Genomic DNA, 20,426 nt, shown 5'->3' on the forward strand with positions numbered 1-20,426 from the left:
GCCCCTTTGCCCCGCTCCCCACCCGTCTAAGGAAGGAAAATCTTTATCTTTTTGCCCTGAGACCTGTTCCCACAAGGTTAGTTTTATCTTAGTTATCTTGTCGTTTTTAACGTTTATTATGACACTTCCGATAGGTGTTTCTAATACGGCTTTCATCTTTCTAACTCCTTAAAATCAACAGGAACTAGGTGTGTTATTCCTTCCCTCATGGTTATTCCATAAAAAAATTCTGCAATTTCCATCACTATCTTATTGTGGGTTATTATCAAAAATTGGGATTTTTTAGAGTTCTCTAATATTAAGTCTGATATTTTGGATGCGTTTAGATCGTCCAAAGGAGCATCGATTTCATCTAGTATATAAAAAGGACTGGGGTTTAGACTCATAAGCGAGAAAAGAAAAGCAATGGCTATGAGAGCTTTTTCACCTCCTGAAAAGAGAGAGAGCTTTTGAAAATTCATCCCTGCTTTTTTTACGGATATTTGGATCCCTTTTTCAAACTCCTTGCCTTCACCAATTAATCTGAGTTCACCGTATCCATTTGGAAAAAGTTTTGAGATAAAGAAAGAGAATTCTTTGTTCAGATTGTTAAAAAAAGTATCGAATTGTCGTTGAGCTTCTTCGTCTAGATTTTTTATACTTTGTTTTAGAGAATTTATTGATTTCATTATATCTTCTTTGTTTTTCAGATTTTCTTGGTATTCTTTTTCTACTTCTTCGTATTCGTCTAAAACAGTTAAATCAACAGAACCTAGCTTTTTTAATGAACTTTCCAATTCTTTTTGTTTGTTCCCAAGAGCCTCAATGTCTTTGTCGGATAACTCTTTTAACTCGAACTCTTCTTCATTAATTTCTAAGTTTTGAGCCTTTTCTTTTAGGAACTGTATGTTGTGGTTCGCTTCTTTTATTTCAAATTCAATCTCTTGATTTTTTTGTTTTATTGTGTTTATTTCAGTTTTTAATTTGTCTAAACGGTTTTCATAATTTTCCAGGTCTTTAGCTTTGTTGTGTTTGCCTGTTCTACTTTGTTTCATCAGTTCAAATAATTTTGAAATTTCATTGTTAAGCGAGTCCTTTTCTTTGCTGAGTTCGTTTATGTCAGTTTTTATTTTATCGTTCTTTTCTTTTAAGCTATCAAAAAGTGTTTTTGCTTTTTGCTGTTTGATTTTTATTTCTTTTAATTCATTTTCAATTTCTAACTTTTGATTTTTGTAGTATGAGTACTTTTCTTTTATGCTTTTTAGTTCCATTTCTTGGCCTATAAGCTCTTTTTCTACTTGATTGAGTTGGATTCTTTTGTCTTTGAGGGTTTCTTCGATCTCGTGAATTTTTTTGGTTGTTTGGGTGGTTAATTGATGGTTATTTTCTAACCATGTTTTTAATGATGAAATCTCTTGATCAAGTGTTTTGTTTTTTTCTTCGTAGTTCGCTAATTTTTCGTTGTAGAGAGCTATATTTTCCTGCAGATTTTTTATTTCTTCCTTGATTTTTTTGTAGTCAAGGTCATGTGTGTTTTTTGTTAATGTTGTCTGTCTTAAGTCGTCTTTTATAGATTCCAACTCTTCTTTTTGAATGTTAAGTTTTTCTTTTACTTTGTTGTATTCCGTTTGTTTGTTTGAAAGATCCGCTTTAATCTTTTTTAGGCCCTCTTCGATTTCTGAGACCTCTCTTTTTCTTTTAAGAACGGTAGAAGAATGATCGTATTTAGATTTTCCACCGGTTATCGCCCCAGAAGAGTAGACTAATTCGCCACTGAGAGTAACAATATTTCCAGGATACTTCATTTTGGATATTTTTATTGCTGTTTCAATATTATCGACTAATAACGCATTAGAGAAAACGTATTCCATAACTTTTTGGTATTCTTTCTGGTAGTTTATTAGATTGATTACAAAATCTATTGTTCCAGGTTCGTTTAAGTACTTTTTTTGTAATAGAACTTTGGTTCTTAATAGATCAAGTGGAAGAAGAGTGATCTTACCATTATTGCCTTTTTTCACAAGGTCCAAATATTCTTTTGCCTTTGATGAGTTTTTTATTACTATGTTTTGTATTCTTGAACTGGCTATCGTTGAGACCGCTTCTTCATACCTTTCTTCTGTGTTAATTAAATTAGCAACGACATCCACCACATTATCGTCATCTTTGAAAGCTTTGAAAAATTCTTTTATCGTTGTTGAGAATCCTTCGTATTCGTTGATCTGTCTGTTTAAAGATTGATATGTGTAAAAAAGATTCTTTTCTTGTTGTTGAAGAGAGTCAATTTCTGATAAAAGTGTATTGTAAGAGTTTTCTGTTTGTTTTAACTCGTCGAATTTCTTTTTTAACCTTTGTTCTAATTGGATTTCGGTTCCTTTTGAATGAGATAGTAGGTCTTCTATTTCTTTCATTTTTTGTGAGTTGTTTTCTAATTTTGTTTTCAATGTATTTATTTGATCTTTTAGCAAGGCAATTCTTTCTTGGTTACTGCCATATGTCGTCTGGTGATTTTTTAGCTCTGTTTCTTTTCTTTCTTTTTCTTGGGATATCTTGGATAATTCAGATTCTAAGCTTTTGATCGTTTCTTCTTGTTTTTCTATTTCTTGTGTAATACGATTCTTTTTTTCGTTGATAATGTTAGTTTTGTATTGTGTTTTTTCTTCTATTTCTTTAAAATCTTTTTCATTTTTAGATAGTTCTTTTAACTGTTGTTCAAGTTTACCCATTTTTTCTTCTAGAGAGTTTAGTTCCCATTCTTTGCTTATTATTGCAGAGTTGTTCTCATTTAGTTCTTCTGTTAATTGATTTTTTTCATTTTCTATCGTTTGAACCCTTTGCCTGTAGTTTTCCACTATGTCTCCGTTGATGGATAGTTGTTTGTCTGTATCTTCTATTTCGCTTTTTAAATTTCTGTAACCGCGTTCTACTTCAAAAAGCTCTGATAGCAGAGATTTCATTTTTTGAGAATTTTCTTGTATTTCTTTTTGATGTTTTTCAATCTTTTTTAGAAAAGATACTTTGGAAGCACCAAAATACATCTTTCCTATCCTTTTTATTTCATTACGATATTCAAGGTATTTTCGTGCCCTTCCGGCTCTAATGGATAAAGATTTTAATCTTTTATCTACGACGAATAGTAAATCGTTTATTCTGTCTAAATTTTCGTTTGTTTTATTCAAAAGATTGATCGATACTTCTTTTTTTTCTAAGTATTTGGCTATGTTTGAAGCGTCCAATACGATATCTCTAATATTTTCAGGTGAGGAGTTAACTATTTCGCCAATTTGACCTTGTCCAATGATAGAGTAAAAGCTTTTCCCCGTTCCTTTGTTGAATACATTTTGGACTTCTTTAAGTGTGGCAATTTTGTTGTTTATATAATACCTGTTGGATGAATCTTTCTCCAATATTTTTGAGATCTTGATTTTTTCATTGTCGTCGTTTTGTACCACCAACGAAACTTTTGCATAATTGGAAGAATCATTTCCGTTGTTTGATATGTGTAATATATCATTTTTTTCGGATATTCTCATCTGTTTTTGAGACTGCTCTCCTAATAACCATCTAATCGCGTCTACAATATTGGATTTACCCGATCCGTTTGGACCGATTATCGCGATAATATTTTTATCTAAATTAAAATATGTTCTTCTACCAAAACTTTTAAATCCCTCTATTTCTAGGGATAAGAGTTTCAATTTTAACTCCCCCCAGCATTTTCAAGGCTTTTAATCTTTTCTTCAATAGTTTTTGTAACCTCTTCAACACTTTTACCTTGTTTTAATGCTCTATACATGATCCCCATTATTCTCATATCCAGGTATGCGTACCACTTTGGAGATCCTTTTTTTAAACTTTGGTTCCTTAAGAGGTAGCTTGGATGAAAAGTTGGAAAGATTTTAATATTTCCATACCAATCGAAGAAACGTCCACGTGATTGAGTTATCTTAGATTCACCGGTAAAGTAATTCAACGGTGTGTTGCCAAGAGTTACTATTATTTTTGGTTTGATGACGATTATTTGACCATCAAGGTAGGATTGACAACTTTTAACCTCTTCTTGCGTGGGGACCCTGTTTTGAGGAGGTCTGCATTTTACGATGTTTGTGATGAAAACATCTTTTCTTTCCAATTTTGCATATTCTTTGAGCATCTTTTCTAAAAGTTGCCCTGCTCTTCCAACGAAGGGCTCTCCCAAGGCATCTTCGTCTGCTCCAGGACCTTCACCTACAAACATTATTGGTGAGTCAACATTTCCGGAACCCGGAACAGCGTTAGTTCTTGTGAGATTCAAAGGGCACTTTTCACATATCTCTATTCTTTTGGCGATCATTTCCATATCCTTCTGTTTTTCCTCGTTTCCGTATAAGATCATCCATATTCCTCCTCACATTAATCCAAATTCAAACCCATCATCACCATAAGAGATATTTTTATCAGGTATATAATTGATAAAAAAAGATATTCTGAACGAGGTTAAATCAAATTGAGGTAATAAGGAAAACTTAGACTGTAAGTTCAACGTCCAGCATACAATTTGTTTTTGTATTTCAAACTCTGTAAAATTCACGCTTTGATCCTCTATATCATAATTGAAGTTAATTTTTGCGAATTCACTTTTATCCCTGTTGTTTATGTGGAACCCCGTTTTTAGATAATCAGAAATACGGTAGGTTGTCTCGATTCCAAAAGAATAATTCGAACTTTTTTCTAAGAAATTTATGTCTAAGTCGTAAAGAGTGTACTCTTCCTTCATGTCAAAATCTCCATAAATCTTGTTACCATCATAATAAAAAAGAAAATATGTTAAAAGTTCTGGAACCATTTTGGTAAAAGTTTTTTCATTAATATATAAGTCATAATCAAATTGTAGTCGATTTCTATTGTACCTCAAAATTTCTCTGTTTTCAATATAATCAATCTTAATCTCTTCTTGATGGTGATAATCAAATTCACTTCTATGTGTTAAAAGGCCAATAACGTTGGTTAGTTTGACGTTTGTGGTATCTGGCTGGATCTTATTAAGATCTGAAATATCAAATTCTGTTTTTGTTTGTAAGGTATTTTTTGTGTTTAATAAATTTATGTTGGTTTGAGTTTGAAGTTCTAGTTTTTGCAAATCGGGGAAGTTTTCAGTATTTCTTAGATCAAAGCTTCTACTTAACCTTGAGGAATTCGTAAGATTTTTGTCGAATATGGAGAAAGAATATCCTACGTAATCGTTGTAATTCAATTCGTCCGTGGCAGAGGGAGTGAGAGAGTTTTCTAAGACCTTTACGTATTCTAAGGAGTTACCAACTTGAAAAGCACCTAAATTAATATCTATTCCAGGTTTTAAAGAGTAATTAAAAAGCGATTTTCCAGAAGAGTAGGTTTCACCAGGTATAAAGTCATTATAATAGTTGAAATTAATCGTATCTTCCATGTTGAATTTTAAATCGAAATTATTATTTTTAATTTCATAAAGGGTATCTTTGTAAGAGAAAGTGTTTTTTGTTGTTAATCGATTTTTGGTGGTTTCCGTTCCGACGGTTGTATAAGCGTAATCAAAGTTGCCATACATTCTGGCAAATGTTTCATAGAAGTTGTATTTTCCTGATATGTCTATTTCAGTCTCTTTCGTATTCCATATCTCGGGCATTGAAAGATCGGATATGTCTCCATATGAATGAGAGTTGAGCTTAAGTTTGGACAGTGAGATCAGAGATCTCCCATATCTTTTTTGAAAAGCTGTAGATTCGACGTTTAAAAAAAGAATATCATCAAATCCTTTTGGATCCCAATAAATGTGTGATCTTATATTTTTAAGATCTCCCAAATTCGTTTGTAGTTTTGGGATATTTAACGACAAAGATTTTTTTTCTGTTGCCGGTTCAAGTTGAAGCTCTAATTTGGCAATTTCACTGGCTTTGTTATCTTCGAAAAATTGGTATGAAACACCTAAGTTGTTATCGTATGTATTTGGGGAATTCAGACTTGTAAAGAGATACAAACTTCCATATAAAAAAGGGACACCGTATTTTAGGGTCACTTCTTTATCTGTTTCTTGTGTGGCTAGATCGTTGACTGTGTTGTAAGATAAATGAACCTTCGATCCATTTTTAAACTTATAATTTATTTCTGTTAGTAGTGAAAATTCGTTGTTATCGTATCCAAAGGTGAGAGACATGGGTTCTTTTTCATCTTCTGATAAACTTTGAAAATAGAAAGGTAGGTATAGAACAGGGACTCCAAAAAAACTGAGCACAACGTCGCGGGCTATCAAAAAATATCCTGGGAAAATGTCGACCTTTCGAGCTGAAAAATAATAAGTTATACAATCCTCACACGTAGTTAATTGGGTCTTATTTGTTTCTATTATATTCTCTTGCATAGGTTTTTGAATACTTTCAGACCATATGCGTACCTCTACTTCTTTATCTCCCTTATACTTTTGTATGGTATAGGAATTTAAGAAGACTGCTGAATCTTCCTCGAAGTTTACGGTTATTTCTGAGGCTTGTATAGATATATCTTCATATCTATAACTGATATTTCCATAGAAGGTTGCTGCTTTAATTGTTCCATCTTCATTTAATTCACCTTGAGCTGAGTCAGCCTTTATCGTAGAGCCTTCATATTCTACAAAGACGTCTCCTTCTAAAAATAATAGATCATCTTTTAAGAAAAAATTTTGACTGTTTATATTCACCGGTGCAGAAAAAAAGGAAGAACCGACTAAAATAAACAATATTACAGAAAAGATTCTTTTCAGAGGCTCTAAAAGTTTATAAGATGCTCTTGTATCCAACATAAAGAATAGAAAAGCACCAATAATGCCAAATATTATGTTGGGAATCCAAACGGATATCGTTGGATTTATTATTTTCTCTTTTCCCAAAGCAGACAACCAAGCACCAGAGCCTTGATAAATTATGACCAACACAAACGTTGTAATTACACTCCATGATTTACTTGTTAGGTTTAAAAACAGGGATAAGGCAGTTCCTAAAATACAAATTACTAAGGGAGCCAACGAGTTAGCAAATTTTGACTGATAGGAAACTATTAAACCAGAGACATCCAACCCAAGTTTGGAAAAAGTAGTTATTTTTTCTCTTAGTTCTTTTGAGGTCATTTCGTTAGCGCTTTTAGAGAAGTTCAGAAATTCTTCGACATCTTCTTGGATATCGAGTTGCAATTGGTCAAAAGTAATGTCTAAGTCTAGAAATCCATCTTTGTTAGTTCTAAACATCCTTCCATTTTTCATGTACCAACCGTCGGAGCCTTTTTGAGCTTGCTTAGCGTTGAAAACGGCAGTGTAATCTTTTTTTACCTCGTATAAGAGTACGTCGTATAAAATCCCACTTTCTCTATCTATTTGTTTTACAAAGAGGTATCTTCCATCGCCAACATCAACAAATTGGTTTTCTTCGATCTGTGCTTGAGGTCTTTGATAAACGTACCGAGCCATCGCTTCTTTTGCCTTGTAGTTTGATTGTGGTACGATTGTGTCGAAGAGAGCAAATGTAAAAAAAGATAACAATAGAGAAATTGTCATAAAAGGTATAATTAATTTCTTCATTGGTATTCCCAGCGTTTGTAGAGCGATTATTTCGTTTGCAGAGGAGAGTTTTGAAATAACCCAAAATATACCAAACAGCACTCCCACAGGAATTCCCATGGAGATAAAATACGGTAGATGATACCAAATCAATATCAGTAGTTTTGAAAATCCTACATTGTTTCTAACAATTATTTCTGATAGTTGGTAAAGTAACTCCAAGCTAACAAAGACTATAAAAGCTATTAATCCCATAAAAAATGGAGGTATGAATTCTATCGAAATGTATTTGAAGAGCTTTTTCATTGGTTTTCTTCTCCCAAGAAATAGAAGAGTTCTAAACCGTTATTTCTACATTTGTAAAATTCCCCTGTTAACGCCCAAATAATATTTTCAGAGATGTTTGTGATGAAATCAGAAAAGTCAGTTAAATTGTTTAGTACTTCTATATGAAGTGAAGCGGATTTAATAGATTCTTTGGCTTTGTACAAATATGATTTGTAAGCATCGATAAGCCCCTTTACTTCCTCGTTGAGAATACAACTTTTCTTCGCTTTCTCAAAAAAACTTTCTTTTACTTGATCTGTCATCAATTTGGTTGCTTTGATATTGATCAAATCTGATAACAAGGATAAAACATTTGAAAGATTCTCTTTGGTCAGTTCCAAGCTATCTTCAAAATTTGTAGCGTTTACAGCAGAAGGGGTTTTGAGTATTTCGATTATTAATTTGGCATTTTTTTCGCATATATCACCCATGTTTTCAAATATTTGAACTAATTTTGAGCTCATGAAACAAGCTTTTAAGTAAATCCCTGTGTAATTACCAGAAGACAATAAGATAACGCTTTCATAATTCAGGCTTGCTTCAATGAAATCTAATCTATCGTCTTGATTTATTATTTCTTTTGATAATTTATCGTTTCTTTCTATATAAGCATCCTCAAATTTATAGTACATTTCTTGAACTATTCTGCCCATTCTCAAAACATTATTTAAATATCGTGTCAATCGATTCAAACTGATACTGTTGATTTGGCTAACATTCTCTTTTTTGAACAATTTATTTGCCTCCTAAAATTATTCAAACCTTCGACCAAACCCTAATTTTTTATCCAACGCATTGAGATAATTGTTGCCATTTCTTTGGGCTAATTTTATCGTTAGCTCACTGGAAGTTACATATACCGACATTGCTGGTTCCATCCTATGAATGATATCTCCATCGCCTGTTACATATGCAAAACCTTTGCTCATGTTTTTCAAAATGATCTCTATCTTTTGTGTTGGGGGAGCTATGAATGGCCTAATGTTGAGGGCATGGGCAGCTAATGGGATGAGTTGAATAACGTTCAACTCAGGGTGAATTATAGGACCTCCAGCAGATAAGGCATAGGCTGTGGATCCTGTTGGTGTTGATACAATTAATCCATCTCCAGAGAATGAAAATAAAGTGTGTTCCTGAAGTTTTACATCAACGTTCATAGTTCCTAAAGGCTGACTTTTCAACAAGACGATATCGTTTAAAACAACGACTTTTTTGGTGCCAACATGACATTCTAAAAGGTGCCTAAATGAAAAAGAAATATTTTCTTTTTGTATATCTTCGATTAACTCTTTTATCTCAGAACTGGAATAAGAACTCAAGAAACCTAAATTTCCAGTATTAACGGCTATTACCGGCTTTGAAAATATTGCGGCAATTTCAGCTATTTTCAAGACCGTCCCATCTCCCCCAAAAACCACGAAAAAATCAGCTACTTTGGCTTGCTCTTCCTCTAAGGTAGAACCAGCAGAAGCGTAATCAAGAACCTCGATACCACTTTCATTGAAAGGTTTTAATATGTTTTGTTCAAGGTTATCCTTAGAAAGCTTAAGTGGATTGTAAAAGATAATGATCTTCATAAAAGATCACACTCCAAGCCTATAACCTAAGTCCAATAGAGATTGTACTAAAAATCTATCTAAAAACATCAATATCAAAAAAGCAATCATCGGAGATAGATCGATGTTGCCTATAACCGTGGGTATAAATCTTCGTATAGGATTTAAAATTATATTAGCAACAGAATCAACAAAACCTCGAAATCTGTTGTATTGGAAGGGTATTATGAAACTTAATAAAGCGGATACAATTATACAAAATTCAAAAAATACTATTACTATTCTTAATATACTTGCTAGTGCTATTAAAAGGTTTGCTATTACAAACATTTTTTCCTCCCTGTAAGAAGTCCGTTCATCTAAAGATAACGGTTACCAAAGATTCGTGTTCCTATTCTTAAAAGAGTTGCTCCTTCTTCTATAGCTATTTTGTAATCGTTAGTCATCCCCATAGATAGTTCCTTTATTGAAGGGTATTTTTTATTTAGGTTGTCTCTAAGTTCCCTTAAGCTTCGAAAGACGTTTCTTATAACATTTGCGTTGTCAGTGTAAGGAGCCATCGTCATTAAACCGATTATTTTAATATTTTTAAAAGATATTGCATCTTGTAAAAAAGCATCTACTTGGTTTGGAATGAGTCCAGCTTTGGATCTTTCGCCAGATATGTTAATTTCTAAAAGTACTTTTTGTGTCTTATTTATTTCTTCAGCTCTTTTTTGAATTTCCTCTATTTCTTTCATTCTCCAAACTGAATGTATGTATTCTGCGATAGGGACGATGTATTTTATTTTATTGGTTTGTATCCTGCCTATAAAATGCCATACAATGTCAAAGTTTTTTAGCTCTTCATATTTTTCCCTTAATTCCTGAGCACGATTTTCTCCAAAATCATTGTGGTCTTCGTTGTATAATGTTTTTATGTATTCACTTGGAAAATTCTTTGAAACAGCAACCAATTTTATAGAGTTCGTATCTCTACCTGATTTTTCCGCAACTTCTTGTATCTCATTTATCAAGGTGTGATAATTTTCTATTAGAAAATTATTCATTAAGTTCACTCCACAAACTAATATTTTGATTGGAAGGTTTATGGGTGTAATTCAATTTTTGATAAGCTTTTTCAGTTGCTACCCTTCCACGAGGGGTTCTGATAATGAAACCTGATTGTAATAGAAATGGTTCGTAGACCTCGCTAATTGAATCGGGCTCTATTCCAATCGAAGAAGCTAGAGCATTTATACCTACCGGGCCACCTTCATAGTTTTCTATTATAGTTTTAAGAATTTTTCGATCCATTTTATCAAGTCCATCTTCATCCATTTCTAATAATTTCATTGTGTTGTTCACGTCTTCTGTTTCTATGAGGTTTTTCCCAGAAACTTGGACATAATCCCTAGCTCTTCTCAAGAGTCTGTTGGCGATTCTGGGAGTTCCTCTGGATCTTTGGGCTAAAATAAGGGAGGCATCATCTTTTATCTTTATATTTAGTATGTCTGCACTTCTTTTTATGATTAAGTTGAGATCTTTTGATGAATAGAAATCAACTTCCAAAATTATCCCAAATCTACTTCTCAAAGGAGGAGCGATGAGCCCTAATCTCGTAGTGGCTCCTACCAACGTAAAAGGTTGTAAGTCAATTCTTATAGAACGTGCGGAAGGCCCTTTCCCTATAACAATGTCAAGTTGAAAATCCTCCATAGCTGAGTACAAGATTTCTTCAACGGTTCTGTTCAGTCTGTGAATTTCGTCTATGAATAGTACGTCACCATTTTCTAAGTTGGTTAAAATGGCAGCGAGATCTCCTGCTTTTTCGATAACAGGACCGCTTGTAATTTGTAAATTAGCCCCTAGCTCGTTTGAAATTACATAAGCTAGAGTTGTTTTACCTAAACCGGGTGGACCTGCTAAAATTACATGGTCCATCGCTTCCTTTCTTATTTTAGCCGCTTCGATTGCGACTTTTAGCTTCTTTTTTATGTTTTCTTGGCCAATAAATTCATTCAAATAATTTGGCCTTAATTTCTTTGATCCTGTATCCTCTCCAATAAAAGAAGGATCCAGTAACCTCTTTTGGTTTGTATTTTCTTTTTCGATCATCTTAATGACTCCTTAGAATCTTATGGATAAACTCTGTAAAGCGTTCTAGCAAAAGGTATAGCTTCTCTAATGTGTTCTAATCCACATATCCAAGCAACGGTTCTTTCAATGCCTAAACCAAAACCACTGTGTGGAACGCTACCAAATTTTCGCAAATCTATGTACCATTGGTATTGGTCCAAAGGAAGATTGAATTCTTTCAATCTGTCTATTAAGATGGATTCTTCCCATATTCTTTCGGAAGCCCCTATTATTTCACCATAACCTTCGGGGGCAAGTAAGTCATCACAAAGTACAACATCAGGATTATTTTCATCAGGTTGCATATAAAAAGCCTTAACTTTTCGGGGATACTTTTCCACAAAGAGAGGTTTTTCGAATTGAGAAGCAAGTGCACTTTCTTCATCTGCACCGAAATCTTCTCCCCATTCTATTTGAAACCCTTTTTTCTTTAGAAAGCCAATCGCTTGTGTGTAAGTCATCCTTTCAAAAGGTGGTTGAATTTTTTGTAGTTTATTTGTATCCCTACCAATTTCTTTTAAATCATCCGAAGTGTTTTCTAATACTCTTTGGATTATGAAAGAAACTAAGCTTTCTTGTAATTTAATATTGTCTTCATGTTGGTAAAAAGCTACTTCAGCTTCATTCATCCAAAATTCGATTAAATGTCTTCTTGTTTTTGATTTTTCGGACCTAAAGGTAGGGCCTAGGTTGTACACTTTTCCAAAAGACATCGCCGCAGCTTCTAAATAAAGTTGACCGGTTTGTGCTAGATATACCTCTCCATAATCGAAATAGTCTAATTTGAAAGTGTTACCAGCAGATTCTCCTATAGAACCGGTAAATATGGGAGTGTCAATCAGAGTAAAATCATTTTTATTATAAAAATCTCTTATTGCCTTTAAAATTTCGTTTCTAATTTTTAAGATATGAAACTGTCTTCTGGATCTTATCCATAGATGTCTGTTTTCCATTAAAAAGTCTATTCCGTGGTCTTTTTTAGAAATAGGATAATCTTCAAGGGGTTCTTGTACTTTTTTGAAGGAAGTTATGTGTAATTCAACGTTTTCAGGAGATCTTTCGTCTTTTTTTATGGTTCCTTGCAAAATTACGCTACTTTCCATTTTTATTTTTCTGATGTTTTCAAAAGTTTCAGCATCAAAATTTTTCTTTTCGGCTATTCCTTGAATGAAACCTGTTCCATCCCTTAACTGTAAGAAAGCTATTTTGCCGCTACTTCTTTTGTTCCATACCCATCCCCGAAATTCAACTGTTTGATCGATGTGTTTTTTGAAGTCTTTTATATATACCCATTTTGGATCCATGCTTCCACCTCCATACGTTAAGGGGCTATGCCCCTTAAGATCCCCAAATTCAAAATCATTTAAAAATATAGTTTGCACACTTCAGCAAATAAGGGTAAACCCTTTAAGAACCCTAAATTCATATTTTTGTTTTAATAAATCTTTTTGCACAAGGCTGCAAAAGGGTAAACCCCTTAAAATCCCCAAAATCAAGTTCAAATTCAAAATCATTTAAAAACATAGTTTGCACACTTCAGCAAATAAGGGTAAACCATTTAAGAACCCTAAATTCATATTTTTGTTTTAATAAATCTTTTTGCACAAGGCTGCAAAAGGCTTCACCCCATAATGTTCTGTTTTAGCGTTCTTTCACCCCGCCCCCACCCATAAAGAAGTTGAAATAAGGGCTTTGCCCCGCTCGTTTATTGTTCCTTTAGTTTTGAATACTCTCTGGCAACTTCTGTAAAAAAGGTATCCAATTCTTCATTAACAATGAGAGCTATCTTTTCTTGAGGGAGGTACATTTCTGATGCTTCACCTTTGGTTACTACTATTATTTTTCCTTCAGTTAAGGATGGCAACATTGCCGCTGGTATAACTACAAGAGAAGATCCTAAAACTAAGACAAGATCCGAATTTCTCATCAATAATTCGGATTCCGTTAAGTATTTTACTGGTTCTCCAAAAAATACTATGTCTGGTTTTATTACTCCTCCACAGTTATCACATTTTGGTACTATTTCGTTGTTGATTTTCTCTAATATTTCTTCTTGAGGATACTCCTTATTACATTTTATGCAGTGATTTTCCCAGCATCCTCCATGAATCTCATAAACTTTTTTTGAACCAGATTTTTGGTGTAAAGAGTCGATGTTTTGGGTTACTATCCCTTTCAATTTTCCTTCCTTTTCAAGCTGAACTAAAAATTTATGAGTAAAAGTTGGTTCTGCCTTAGTTATGTATTCTAAAAATTTTTTGTGAAACTTATAAAACAGAGAAGGATCAGTATAGAAGTAATCTATATCGAAAATCCTTTCGGGATTTTCTATATTTGCTTGTGTATAAATACCGTTGGGACCTCTAAAATCGGGGATACCTGCGTTAGTAGACATCCCTGCACCACTTAAGACCGCAATGGAATTTGAGTTATAAATTAATTCTGCACATTTTTTTGCTGTTTCAGACATTTTTTCCTCCTTTCAGAAATTTCAAAAGTTCTTGGGCAGCTATTAAGGGACCTTCCTCCTCATAACCTTCTACACCGAGTTGTGTTCGTAGTATTCCAACTTTTACGTTACTATTTATTAGCGTTTTCATATATCTTCTAGCGATTTTTTCATGTTTTGCTCTTCTTTGAATTGCACCAAATGGATTTGCAAAGTAACTGTAGGTTAAACCTTTTTCTGCAGTTGTACCTTTTGCCATCCTCGCACCTTTGGAGAATACATCTAATGCCTTATCTACATCGTCAAAGAATTCAATTGGTAGTTTGTTTTCGTCAATTTTTTCATAGTTGTTGGCGTAAAAGAAATAATCAATTTTAGTAGGTTTAATAATGTCTTCGTAATTGGAGTATGGAACAATAACTCTGGCGTTGGTTATATTTGGATTCATAAAGATGCTTCTGTCCATAGCTGAGTAAGCATAACCCGGTTGTAAATCGTCGAGTCTGACGAATGCTCCGGTTTCTGTCCCATATGCAACTACTGTTCCATCTTCTAGAATATCTAATGATCCCATGTCATCTATCACTATATTTACTTCGGATACTTGTTTTCTGATTCTATTTAAGGCGTCTAATGTTTCAGATTTACCAGCGCCACTATCTCCCATAATCATTACGTTGAAACTTTTTCCATCTCTTAACTTTATTTCCGCTAATGCCCCATGGACTGGCAGCCTGTCTTCGTCTATAACTATTAAGTTGTGAATTGTCAATATCATTTTCTTCATATAACCAAAGTAATCTATAGAAGGATCATCTCCAACAAGTCCTACGTAAGTTCCATCATCTTCTTTATAGATAATGCCGTTGTAATCGTCTTCATTCTCAAAAAAGCTTTTATTCATACCGAAGAAGTATATACCATCAGGTCTTCTGTATTCTAAACTTTCAAAATCTGCAAACTCGAACAGATTTGCTAAACCTGTTGCCAATGCAAAGTATTCTTTGTAAACAGCAACAAATATTAATTTGTTATTAACATAGATGGGGAACACCAGCCAGTCTTGAGGATTATCTAAATGAATTTTATTTAATATCGGCCGATCAACAACTTTGAAAATTCCTCTTCTTTTATTTGAGTTTGTATAAAAGATAACGGGTGGTTCTAATACCACACTCCACACATATTCCAAGTTGTATAAAAAATCAGCATTGGGTATTTTAGTTTCTGCTTGAAATTTAGGTTGATCAACTATAAATTCTGCTTGAGCTCCACCGGGAAGTTGCCTCAGCACTTTCACCCTTCTGGCGGAAATATTGACAAGGATTTGTCTATATAATCCCAAGACTAAGCTTTTTAAATCTGAGTTGTTTTTAACTAAAGATATTTGTTTGTGAATCCTTGTCCTTGAGTTGTAACTGAAGGGGTCAGATTTTTTCATAAATCTGTGTTTTGAACGCCATAGGTTAAAGATATCTTCAACAAAGAGTGCTAAGGTTTCTCTGTATGAAGACAATTTTGGGAAACTAAAGTAAGAAGATTCATCTAAATGGTCTAAGCTGTTTATAGATAAAGCTAAGAGTAGTTGCCGAATTTGTTCTAAATCGTATCTTTCATGAACATTTTGTTTGCTCTTATCCACAAGAAATAATCGAAAAAAAGGATACAAAGCATTGTGTGTTTCTTGGGCATCTTCAATTAATTCTGAGATTATTTCTAGAAGAATGCTTGAATTTAGTATTTGAGATATGTTACTATAAGATACCTCCCCCGGTATCAATACCGTTCTTTCAAAACTCATTGTAACCCTCCCTTTTAAATACTTTTAGAGACTAATCATCTTCACCTAATATATCGCCAATAGTTTTCGAAACCTCTTTCAAACCTTCTTTAGTTTTTGAAGAGAAAGGTAAATATATATATTCACCATAAGATGAAAAACTATTTTTTATTTCTCCAAAAAGTTTAGCTTTTTCAGATTTCTTTAATTTATCCGATTTTGTTAAAATAAAGAAAAAAGGTATTCCTAGATCTTTTAGCCATTCGACCATAGTATAATCGAGTTTTTGAGGCATATGTCTATGATCAATAAGCAAAGAAACGGCATTTAAAGAAAATCTATTTTTAAAGTATTCATTCATTAATATGTTCCATCTTTCTTTTTCTTGTTTTGAAACATTCGCAAAACCATACCCAGGTAGATCAACGAAATAATATTTGTTATTCACCAAATAGTAATTGATGGATCTGGTTTTTCCTGGGGTAGAACTAACTTTTGCTATTTTTATGCCTAAAACGGCATTCAAAAAGCTTGATTTTCCAACATTGGACCTTCCGGCAAAGGCTATTTCTTTTTTATCGGCTGGTGGGAGATCTTCAATGTCGTAAACGGTTTTTATTAATTGAGCGTTGTATACTTTCAAGATGTCAATGGTCCTCCTCTAAAGTTCTTTGATTTCAACTTTTGCTTCGTTAGGGTCTATTATACCATAAGTTGCCTTCCCTGTCAGCCATCCAGAAAATTCTCCTGGGTTTAGTACAACGGAGTTACCGGTTTTTCTACTTACTATTTCATGAGTGTGACCAAAAAAGATGTAATCATAAATCCCTGAATTTTCAGCGGCGAGTAAAGAATAAGGTTCGTGCATGAGGAATATCTTTTTACCATCTTTTTCTATGGTGATTGGTCCGTTTTTTATCTTTTTATTAGATTTTTCATAAAGTAATAACTTTTCTCCGTCATTGTTACCAAAGGCACCATAAAAGTCGATGTCATCCAAGATTAGATACGGTAAAGTAAACGGAGAAACAAAGTCTCCACAATGGAAGATAGTATCGATATTGTATTCTTGAATTAAATCTGGGATCTTTTTAAGTTTATCCATGTTGTCGTGAGAGTCAGATAATATTAACCACATTAGATCACCCCTTAGTTACCACTTTTTGTTAATCCATCTGATATAAACGACCATTCCACCTTCAACGGATATTTCTATTTTATTTTCTATAGCTTCGTTACTGATGCCTAAGGATTTGAAATCAAAGATATCTTTTTTGTTCAATGGATATTTAAAGCCTTTAAGAGTAAGTCCTATAACAGGTTCTCCTATTCTCAAAATGGACCAACTTTCACCGATTTGAGCTTCTTCTTCTACTCTTTTATCTACTATACCAATTTTAACGTCTTCTTCAAGAATAACAGGATTTAGATCTATATACTCGGCAAGGAGGAAGATACTGGCTATTTCTTGATCAATGCGATTACCTAAAACCCCTGATAAAACAACGTTCTTATGGCTAGTTTCTTTCAAAAATATTAAAGCCAATTCAGTGTCGATCTCATCTTTTTCTTTAGAATAACTCAATATTTCAGTGCCGTTGTTTTTTGCCCACTGGAGGTCCTGTATAGAAGCAGAATCGAAATCTCCTATTAAGTAGTTTGGTGGTAAGTTTAATTTTTTAAAGATTTTGATTCCAGCATCACATGCGATTGTCAAGGTTGCCTTTTGTATCATTTTCTTATAAAATTCCAAAGAGCTTCTTTGCTCTGCTCCAGATATTATATAAACTATAGTTTGCTCGCCTCCCAATGGGATTTTAGGTTCATGAGTTTAATTGATGGATAGTCTTATATAGATTGTCTGCAATTATTTTTGGAGTTAAACAGTAGTTTGTGTACTCTAAGGATAGATCTCTTGCCGTTTTATATACGATATAGCTTCCAATTAGGCAAGCTTGCATAGTTGTTAAACCTTGAGCTATATAAGATCCGATAACTCCTGATAATAAATCTCCCGATCCTCCCTTGGCTAGACTTGAATTCCCTGTTATGTTGAAATATGTTTTTTCGCCGTTTGTTATCAAGGTAGTTGATGATTTGAATACGATGGTACAATTCAATTCTTTTGCGTACTCTTCCAAACTGAACACATCATTTTTAACGTTTTTATAAACCTTTGATAGTTCTCCCACATGAGGAGTTATAACAAAATTTTTGTTAAATTTTACATCTTTCTCTTTTAAAATTGATAGAGCATCTGCATCTAAAACGAACTTTTTGTCATCTTTGTAAGTGTTAACCAATTTTGTAACAAAACCTTTTGCCTTTTCAGATATGCCTGGACCCAAAACTATGACGTTAGATTTTTCGATTTCTTCCTTTAAATTGTCAACGTCTTTTTCTTCAAAATGTTCTTTTTTTAAGGACCTGTAGATTATAGATGGTTCAAGTGCTAAAACGTTTGACGAGTCACCCGGTGTGATTAGTTTTACCATACCGGCTCCTGTTCTTTGAGCCCCAATAGCTGAAAGGATAGGGGCACCAGGGTATTTTTCACTACCGGCAAGTATCAAAACCGTTCCAAATTTGTACTTGTAAGAATCTTCAGGTCTGTTTGGGAGTAAGTTCTTAACGGTATTCTCTAGTATTAGTTCCCTATTTATTGAGTTTATCAACGAGTTGTCGAAAGATAGAGGTGCGACCTTTATTTCTCCACAATACTCTCTTGCGGGATAAAGCAGTTGGCCAATTTTTAAAAAGCCAAAGGTAACCGTTTGATCAGCCTCAACTGCGGTTCCCATCACTTCACCTGTGTCAGACGATATCCCTGATGGAACGTCAATTGATATTACTTTTGATCCTGAAGAATTTATGCGTGTTATCGCTTGGGCAACCTCACCTTTGACTTCTCCTGTCAAGCCTATACCTATTAATCCGTCTATTATGAGATCGTATTGGGAATAATTTATCTCATCAATGCCGAAACGATAAATATTAATTTCGTATTTTCTGGCTACTTCGAGTTGCTTTTTAAAGTCTAGACTCCCTTGACTTGAACCACCTACTAGAAGTATTTCAACGCTGTAGCCTCTATTTTTTAAAATCCTACCTGCTGCAACACCATCACCTCCGTTGTTACCTTTTCCTACTACACAGAGAACGGAAGTAGGTTCAAAGGTTTCTGCTATGTCAGCTACAGAAAAAGCCGCTTGCTCCATCAGCGTTTCTGAAGCTATTCCTTTCTCAGTAGTCATTTTGTCTATTAATTTTGCCTCAGCGGAAGTGAGTATCTTCATTTTATTCACTCCTAAATTTTTTATTTATTTTCCATATTCAATATCAAATTATTTTTTGAACACATTTCTTCGGTTTTTGGTCCATAGGATATATAGTCAATGTCGACTCCAATTTGTTCCTCAATATACGATAAATATTTTAGGAAATTAATATCGTTGGTATCTTTCCAACCCTTTAATTCATCATAAATAGGTTTAGCAACAAAAAAGTCATATGAAGAGGATGGAGTGTCTTTTATTTTTCCATTGACTTCATAATGTGTACAAACTTTTATCTTGTCTAAACCGTTTAAAACATCTGCCTTGGTGATTACAAGTCCTGTTAGTCCAGACCTTATTTTTGCGTATCTCAAGGCAGGGAGATCTAACCAACCAACCCTTCTAGGCCTTCCCGTTGTAGCTCCATATTCTTTGCCTAATTCCCTAATTTTGTCAGCTTCTTCTCCAAAAATTTCTGTTGGGAAAGGTCCTGATCCTACCCTTGTTGTATAGGCTTTGAGTACCCCATATACCTCATCTAATTCGAATGTTGAAAAGCCTACGGAAGAAACCCCATGAGCCATACACGAAGACGAGGTTACAAAAGGATAGGTGCCAAAATCTAAATCTAGCAAAACACCTTGAGCTCCCTCAAACAGTACGGACGTACTTCTGAAAACATTTCCCATCTCTACCGCACTAGCGTAATTTATCTTCAGTTTTTCCAATTCATTTTTTGTTTTCATCAAGTATTCAAATACATCCTCTTTTGAAGTTGTTAATTTATTCCCATACTGAGAACTTTTTAGGTAGTATATATCTTTCAAACGCTCTTTAAGCATTTTTTCATCGAACAGGTAGTAGAGTTTTATTCCTTCCCTTGATACCTTATCCGTATAGGCAGGTCCAATTCCTCTTTTTGTTGTTCCGATTGGCTTTTTTCTCATGCTTTCTATAATTTCGTCTTCTTCCTTATGCCAAGGAAGGACCAAAAAAGCTTCTAAATCAATGTAAAATTTAGAGGACATTCCAGGAAAATCAGATTCTAGTACGTTTAGTTCCTCTACCAGTTTTTCTAAGTCCAACACCATTCCTGCGCCTAAAAAACCTTTAGATTTAGAATTGGGCATAATAGAAGGAAGCATGTGATTCACATATTTTTTGCCTTTGTAATAAATGGTATGACCAGCATTCGCTCCTCCTGAAAAACGTACTATCCATTCAAACCTGTCTGAAAAGTAATTAACGACTTTACCTTTACCTTCATCGCCCCATTGGGCACCTACAATCGACATTTTTTTCACGATTTTTGTACGATGATACCGTACTTCCCTCCCTTCCTTTGATAAAAAATACTGTAATTTTTGTTTGCAGTAATGTGCAAACGAAGTTTTTTTTG

At 33.8% G+C, this 20,426-nt stretch carries 16 protein-coding genes; all 16 read right to left on the bottom strand.

The window, feature by feature from the left end:
- Positions 1-152: 152 nt before the first annotated feature.
- The 16 genes from smc to X929_RS03710 all read right to left on the bottom strand — a co-directional run bounded on the left by smc (position 153) and on the right by X929_RS03710 (position 20,331).
- The gene (gene smc, locus X929_RS03635) at positions 153-3,677 is read right to left on the bottom strand and encodes a chromosome segregation protein SMC (protein WP_103066687.1); all 3,525 of its coding nucleotides are present in this window, start codon (positions 3,675-3,677) and stop codon (positions 153-155) included.
- Between the two features lie 2 nt (positions 3,678-3,679).
- Complete coding sequence (locus tag X929_RS03640; protein WP_103066688.1) at positions 3,680-4,354, bottom strand: uracil-DNA glycosylase; 675 nt, start codon at positions 4,352-4,354, stop codon at positions 3,680-3,682.
- A 12-nt stretch (positions 4,355-4,366) separates the two neighbouring features.
- Positions 4,367-7,828 (bottom strand): LptF/LptG family permease, encoded by a 3,462-nt coding sequence (locus X929_RS03645; protein WP_103066689.1) that lies wholly within the window; start codon positions 7,826-7,828, stop codon positions 4,367-4,369.
- The gene (locus X929_RS03650; RefSeq protein WP_103066690.1) at positions 7,825-8,583 is read right to left on the bottom strand and encodes a phosphate signaling complex PhoU family protein; all 759 of its coding nucleotides are present in this window, start codon (positions 8,581-8,583) and stop codon (positions 7,825-7,827) included. The genes X929_RS03645 and X929_RS03650 overlap by 4 nt, the downstream gene beginning before the upstream one ends.
- 18 nt (positions 8,584-8,601) lie before the next feature.
- The gene (locus X929_RS03655) at positions 8,602-9,426 is read right to left on the bottom strand and encodes an NAD(+)/NADH kinase (protein WP_103066691.1); all 825 of its coding nucleotides are present in this window, start codon (positions 9,424-9,426) and stop codon (positions 8,602-8,604) included.
- Between the two features lie 6 nt (positions 9,427-9,432).
- The gene (locus X929_RS03660; protein WP_103066692.1) at positions 9,433-9,735 is read right to left on the bottom strand and encodes a YggT family protein; all 303 of its coding nucleotides are present in this window, start codon (positions 9,733-9,735) and stop codon (positions 9,433-9,435) included.
- Positions 9,736-9,764: 29 nt separating this feature from the next.
- Entirely contained in the window at positions 9,765-10,454 is a 690-nt protein-coding gene (locus X929_RS03665) for a YggS family pyridoxal phosphate-dependent enzyme (RefSeq protein WP_103066693.1), read from the bottom strand.
- Positions 10,447-11,502: a Holliday junction branch migration DNA helicase RuvB gene (gene ruvB, locus X929_RS03670; protein WP_103066694.1), complete on the bottom strand. Its 1,056-nt coding sequence runs from the start codon at positions 11,500-11,502 to the stop codon at positions 10,447-10,449. The genes X929_RS03665 and ruvB overlap by 8 nt, the downstream gene beginning before the upstream one ends.
- Before the next feature lie 20 nt (positions 11,503-11,522).
- On the bottom strand, positions 11,523-12,827 hold the full coding sequence (gene asnS / locus X929_RS03675; protein WP_103066695.1) for an asparagine--tRNA ligase: 1,305 nt from the start codon (positions 12,825-12,827) through the stop codon (positions 11,523-11,525).
- Between the two features lie 401 nt (positions 12,828-13,228).
- Entirely contained in the window at positions 13,229-13,993 is a 765-nt protein-coding gene (locus tag X929_RS03680; RefSeq protein ID WP_103066696.1) for an SIR2 family NAD-dependent protein deacylase, read from the bottom strand.
- Positions 13,986-15,773: an ATPase gene (locus X929_RS03685; protein WP_103066697.1), complete on the bottom strand. Its 1,788-nt coding sequence runs from the start codon at positions 15,771-15,773 to the stop codon at positions 13,986-13,988. The genes X929_RS03680 and X929_RS03685 overlap by 8 nt, the downstream gene beginning before the upstream one ends.
- Before the next feature lie 31 nt (positions 15,774-15,804).
- Positions 15,805-16,395: a ribosome biogenesis GTP-binding protein YihA/YsxC gene (gene yihA / locus X929_RS03690; RefSeq protein ID WP_103066698.1), complete on the bottom strand. Its 591-nt coding sequence runs from the start codon at positions 16,393-16,395 to the stop codon at positions 15,805-15,807.
- 18 nt (positions 16,396-16,413) lie between these two features.
- Complete coding sequence (locus X929_RS03695) at positions 16,414-16,890, bottom strand: metallophosphoesterase (protein WP_103066699.1); 477 nt, start codon at positions 16,888-16,890, stop codon at positions 16,414-16,416.
- 15 nt (positions 16,891-16,905) lie between these two features.
- Positions 16,906-17,562, bottom strand: a complete 657-nt coding sequence (locus X929_RS03700) for a thiamine diphosphokinase (protein ID WP_103066700.1) — start codon at positions 17,560-17,562, stop codon at positions 16,906-16,908.
- A gap of 13 nt (positions 17,563-17,575) precedes the next feature.
- Positions 17,576-19,048: an NAD(P)H-hydrate dehydratase gene (locus X929_RS03705; RefSeq protein WP_103066701.1), complete on the bottom strand. Its 1,473-nt coding sequence runs from the start codon at positions 19,046-19,048 to the stop codon at positions 17,576-17,578.
- A gap of 20 nt (positions 19,049-19,068) precedes the next feature.
- Positions 19,069-20,331, bottom strand: coding sequence for an adenylosuccinate synthase (locus X929_RS03710; RefSeq protein WP_103066725.1), 1,263 nt, complete (start codon positions 20,329-20,331; stop codon positions 19,069-19,071).
- Positions 20,332-20,426: the final 95 nt, after the last annotated feature.

Origin of the sequence: Petrotoga olearia DSM 13574 (genome assembly GCF_002895525.1) — a bacterium.
In the GTDB taxonomy this organism is placed as follows: Bacteria; Thermotogota; Thermotogae; order Petrotogales; family Petrotogaceae; genus Petrotoga; species Petrotoga olearia.

Excerpts from the sequence above, each read along its gene's own strand:
- ruvB (WP_103066694.1), bottom strand. The coding sequence starts at position 11,502 with ATGATCGAAAAAGAAAATACAAACCAAAAGAGGTTACTGGATCCTTCT.
- X929_RS03705 (WP_103066701.1), bottom strand. The coding sequence starts at position 19,048 with ATGAAGATACTCACTTCCGCTGAGGCAAAATTAATAGACAAAATGACT.
- X929_RS03640 (WP_103066688.1), bottom strand. The coding sequence starts at position 4,354 with ATGATCTTATACGGAAACGAGGAAAAACAGAAGGATATGGAAATGATC.
- asnS (WP_103066695.1), bottom strand. The coding sequence starts at position 12,827 with ATGGATCCAAAATGGGTATATATAAAAGACTTCAAAAAACACATCGAT.
- X929_RS03680 (WP_103066696.1), bottom strand. The coding sequence starts at position 13,993 with ATGTCTGAAACAGCAAAAAAATGTGCAGAATTAATTTATAACTCAAAT.
- X929_RS03685 (WP_103066697.1), bottom strand. The coding sequence starts at position 15,773 with ATGAGTTTTGAAAGAACGGTATTGATACCGGGGGAGGTATCTTATAGT.
- X929_RS03695 (WP_103066699.1), bottom strand. The coding sequence starts at position 16,890 with ATGTGGTTAATATTATCTGACTCTCACGACAACATGGATAAACTTAAA.
- X929_RS03660 (WP_103066692.1), bottom strand. The coding sequence starts at position 9,735 with ATGTTTGTAATAGCAAACCTTTTAATAGCACTAGCAAGTATATTAAGA.
- X929_RS03665 (WP_103066693.1), bottom strand. The coding sequence starts at position 10,454 with ATGAATAATTTTCTAATAGAAAATTATCACACCTTGATAAATGAGATA.
- X929_RS03645 (WP_103066689.1), bottom strand. The coding sequence starts at position 7,828 with ATGAAAAAGCTCTTCAAATACATTTCGATAGAATTCATACCTCCATTT.
- X929_RS03655 (WP_103066691.1), bottom strand. The coding sequence starts at position 9,426 with ATGAAGATCATTATCTTTTACAATCCACTTAAGCTTTCTAAGGATAAC.